General features: G+C 64.0%; 4 protein-coding genes. 1 reads left to right on the top strand and 3 read right to left on the bottom strand.

Annotation, left to right across the window (positions count from 1 at the left end):
* Positions 1–1329, bottom strand: a 1329-nt coding sequence (locus tag Q8N40_RS26320) for a homocysteine S-methyltransferase family protein (RefSeq protein WP_305713894.1), incomplete at its 3' end; no start/stop codon positions are given.
* Positions 1330–1332: 3 nt separating this feature from the next.
* Positions 1333–2247, bottom strand: a complete 915-nt coding sequence (gene metF, locus Q8N40_RS26315; RefSeq protein ID WP_305713893.1) for a methylenetetrahydrofolate reductase [NAD(P)H] — start codon at positions 2245–2247, stop codon at positions 1333–1335.
* 409 nt (positions 2248–2656) lie between these two features.
* Between metF and Q8N40_RS26310 the strand changes: the two genes are divergently transcribed.
* Positions 2657–3676 carry an LLM class flavin-dependent oxidoreductase gene (locus Q8N40_RS26310; RefSeq protein WP_305322293.1) on the top strand — a complete coding sequence of 340 codons (1020 nt, stop codon included), beginning with the start codon at positions 2657–2659 and terminating at the stop codon, positions 3674–3676.
* 112 nt (positions 3677–3788) lie between these two features.
* Here Q8N40_RS26310 and Q8N40_RS26305 read toward each other — a convergent pair.
* Positions 3789–4404 (bottom strand): prephenate dehydratase (locus Q8N40_RS26305; RefSeq protein ID WP_305713892.1); only part of this gene is annotated, 616 nt, incomplete at its 5' end.

Genomic DNA, 4404 nt, shown 5'->3' with positions numbered 1-4404 from the left:
CACGTTGAATTTCGATGAGTCGACCATGACCGGTACGCGGGCGATGTCGGGCTCGGCGGCGACGAGGTTGAGGAACGTCACCATCGCGGCTTCGGAATCCAGCAGGCCCTCGTCCATGTTGACGTCGATGATCTGGGCGCCGTTCTCGACCTGGTCGCGCGCCACGGCCAGTGCCGCGGTGTAGTCGCCGGCGGTGATCAGCTTGCGGAACTTCGCTGATCCCGTGACATTGGTGCGCTCGCCGACGTTGACGAACGGGATCGCGGGCGTGAGTTCGAACGGCTCGAGGCCCGACAGCCGCAGCCGCGGCTCGATGACGGGAATCGCGCGCGGCCGGTGCGGCGCCACGGCGGCGGCAATCGCAGCGATATGATCCGGCGTGGTGCCGCAGCAGCCGCCGACGATGTTGACGAGGCCGGAAGCCGCGAATTCGCCGATCAGCCCGGCCATGAATTCCGGGCTCTCGTCATACTGGCCGAATTCGTTGGGAAGCCCGGCATTGGGATAGGCGCAGACCAGCGTGTCGGCGACGCGGCCGATATCGGCGATATGGGCGCGCAGATCCTCGGCGCCGAGTGCGCAGTTGAAGCCGATGGTGATGGGGCGGGCGTGCCGCACCGAATTCCAGAACGCTTCCGGCAACTGGCCTGACAGCAGCCGGCCGGATTTGTCGGTGATGGTGCCCGAGATCATCACGGGTACGTCGATGCCGCGGGCTTCGGCGATTTCTGATATCGCATACAGCGCCGCCTTGGCGTTCAGCGTATCGAAGATGGTTTCGACCAGCAGCAAATCGGCGCCGCCGTCCAGGAGACCGTTGATCTGTTCGCCATAGGCGATGCGAAGATCGTCGAACGTCACGGCGCGATAGCCGGGGCTCGACACGTCGGGCGAGATCGAGGCGGTGCGGTTGGTGGGCCCGATGGCGCCGGCGACGAAGCGCGGCCGGCCGTCTTCGGCAGTGACGCGAGTCGCGGCGTTGCGGGCGAGCCTGGCGCCCTCCAGGTTCATCTCATAGGCGATGCCGGAAAGGGCGTAATCGGCCTGCGCGATCGAGGTCGAGGAAAACGTATTGGTGGCGACGATGTCAGCGCCGGCGCGCAGATATTCGGCGTGGATGTCCTCGATCTCCTTCGGTTGGGTCAGGATCAGCAGGTCGTTGTTGCCCCTGACGTCGCGGTGGAAATCCGCAAAACGCGCGCCGCGAAACGCGGCCTCGTCATAGTCGAGGCCCTGGATCATGGTGCCCATGGCGCCGTCGAGCACCAGGATGCGCTCGCGGGCGGCCGCGAGCAACGCGGTTCGCTTTTCGGAAACAGCAGAGGTCATCGATCAAGCGGCTTTCTGGGCGCCCTGCGGGCGAATACCGAGCAAATGGCTGATCGCGAACACGAGGTCCGCGCGGTTCATGGTGTAGAAGTGAAAGGTGTCGACGCCCTGTTTGGCGAGCTTCTGCACCTGGCCTGCGGCAACCGTCGCGGCCACCAGCTTGCGCGTCTCGGCGTCGTCGTCGAGGCCCTCGAATTTTTCCGCCAGCCAGTCCGGCACCGACGTGCCGGCGCGGGTGACGAAGTTGCGCGCCTGCTTGAAATTGTGCATCGGCATGATGCCGGGCACGATCGGAATCGTGATGCCGCGCGTGCGCACCCGATCGAGGTAGCGGAAGTAGAGGTCGTTATCGAAGAACACCTGGGTAATGGCGCGGGTGGCACCGGCATCGACCTTGGCCGCGAGCACATCGATGTCGGCGTCGAAGTCGCGGCTCTCCGGATGCTTTTCGGGATAGGCGGAAACGGATACTTCGATGTCGCCGTGCTGCTTCTTGATGCCGGCCACGAGCTCGGCCGAGGTCTGGTAGCCATCGGGATGCGTCGAATAGGCGGTGCCGATGCCGGCGGGCGGATCGCCGCGCAAGGCGACGATATGGCGGACGCCGGCCTCGTGGTAGCGGCCGACGATCTCGTCGATCTCGCCGCGCGCCGCGCCGACGCAGGTCAGATGCGCGGCCGGCAGCAGGTCGGTTTCAGCCAGGATGCGGGTGATGGTGGAGTGGGTGCGCTCCCGCGTCGATCCGCCGGCGCCGTAGGTCACCGAGACGAAGCTGGGCGACAGCGGCGCCAGGCGCTTGATGGTCTCCCACAGGCTCTTTTCCATCTCCTCGGTCTTCGGCGGGAAGAATTCGAACGAGATCGCGGGCGATTTGAGCACGCGGTGCGCGTCAGGCGCGGGCGGCGTAACCTCGGTCATGTCACCACAAACTCCACTCGAAGCGTCGGGGCAGGCTTAGCTGCGAGATGCTAAAATAGGCCAAATAGGATCATTCCAACAGCCCATCGGAGGTGGGAAATTGCCCAATATTTGCCTATAGATATAAATTATTGTCGGATTGTTCATTGAGTGGGCTGACCCGGAGTGGCGAAGGCCGTCAATCGAGGTGCGGGTAATCGATAAAAATCTAGTGAATTCAGGGGTTTTCTCTGGATATTGGCGTCACGCGCTGGAGGACCCAGATGTGGGCAGAATGAAAATTATCGACATGATGATCTACTGTCCCACTATCCGTGTTGAAGCTGCCGTCGCCGCTGCCTTTGGACGCGCGCCTGACCTGCGCTCCCGGCCCCTTTGTGGGTCGGACAATGCACACTAGTTTACCGGCATGATTCCTCTCTCGATCCTCGACCTTTCGGTCGTCACCACGGGCACGAAACCCGCCGCGGCGCTGCGCAACAGCATCGATCTGGCGCGCCATGCCGACGGCCTGGGCTATGTCCGTTACTGGCTGGCCGAACATCACAACCTCGCCTCGGTGGCGAGCCCCGCGCCCGATTTGATGATCGGGCAGATCGCGGCGGTGACCAAAAACATCCGGGTCGGCTCCGGCGGCGTGATGCTGCCGAACCATGCGCCGCTGGTGGTGGCCGAACGTTTCAAGATGCTGGAGGCGCTGTTTCCCGGCCGGATCGATCTCGGCCTCGGCCGCGCGCCCGGCACCGACGGCGCCACCGCGCATGCGTTGCGCAGCCGGCTCGACCGCCGCGACGGCGACGACTTTCTCGAGCGGTTGCAGGAACTGATCCTGTGGGAGACCCGCGGCTTTCCGCCTGGGCACCCCTACAACAATGTGGTGGCGATGCCGGACGACAGTCCGCTGCCGCCGATCTGGTTGCTCGGCTCCAGCGATTACTCCTCGGAACTGGCGGCGCAGATCGGGATGGGTTTTGCCTTCGCGCATCATTTCGCGTCGCATGATGCCGTCGATGCCATGACCAACTACCACAACCGCTTCAAGCCGTCGGGCTGGCGTTCGACGCCGCACGGCATTCTGGCGGTCGCCGTGGTATCCGCCGAAACCGATGCGGAAGCCGAAAAACTCGCGTCATCGATGGACCTCAACCGGCTGCGCCGCGACCGCGGCCAGTTTCTGCCGCTGCCATCGGTCGAGGAGGCGCTGGCCTATCCTTACACCGAGAGCGAGCGCGCCTCGATCGCCCGCAACCGCTCGCGGCTGTTCGTCGGCAGCCCGGCGACGGTGATGCAAAAACTGCAGCCGATGATCTCGGCCAGCAAGGCCGACGAACTGATGATCATCACGGCGGTGTATGACCACGAGGCACGGAAGAAGTCGTATTCGCTGCTGGCGGATGCATTCGGGCTGGGGAAGAAAGCAGCGGCGTAGCCACATCCACGCTGTCATTCCGGGGCGCGCGAAGCGCGAACCCGGAATCTCGAGATTCCCCGATGTGCAATTGCACATCTGAGGCTTGGTCGGACCATCCCGGAATGACGTCTTATTCCGCTTCTTCCCTGAAAGTCGCCCGGAACGGATGTCCGGGATAAACGCCCACGATCCGGAACTCGCGCGAAAAGAATTTCAGCTCCTCCAGCGCGAAGGCCAGTCCCTTGTCGTCGGGATGGCCGTCGACATCGGCGTAGAATTGGGTGGCGAAGAAATTGCCGTCGACCATGTAGCTTTCCAGCTTGGTCATGTTGACGCCGTTGGTGGCAAAGCCGCCCATCGCCTTGTAGAGCGCCGCCGGCAGGTTGCGCACCCGGAACACGAACGTGGTGACCAGCGGTCCCGAACCCTGTTCGGCCCAGGTTGCCTCGCGCGCCAGCACCACGAAGCGGGTGGTGTTGTGGGTCTCGTCCTCGACGTCCTCGGCCAGAATATCGAGGCCGTAGATGTCGGCGGCGAGTTTTGAGGCAATCGACGCGCAGGTCCTGTCGCCGCGCTCGGCGACGATGCGGGCTGAGCCCGCGGTATCACCCGACACGATCGGCTTGATCCTGAGCTTGCGGATGATGTTGCGGCATTGCCCGAGCGCGTGGACGTGGCTTTCCACGGTCTTGACGTCGCCGAGCTTGGCGCCGCGCGGCGCCATCAGCTGGTGATGGATCGGCAAA

This window comes from Bradyrhizobium sp., assembly GCF_030693485.1.
Taxonomy (GTDB): Bacteria; Pseudomonadota; Alphaproteobacteria; order Rhizobiales; family Xanthobacteraceae; genus Bradyrhizobium.
This window is presented reverse-complemented; position numbering and strand designations above follow the sequence as displayed.

Coding starts and splice junctions, on each gene's coding strand:
- metF (WP_305713893.1), bottom strand. CDS start 2,247: ATGACCGAGGTTACGCCGCCCGCGCCTGACGCGCACCGCGTGCTCAAA.
- Q8N40_RS26310 (WP_305322293.1), top strand. CDS start 2,657: ATGATTCCTCTCTCGATCCTCGACCTTTCGGTCGTCACCACGGGCACG.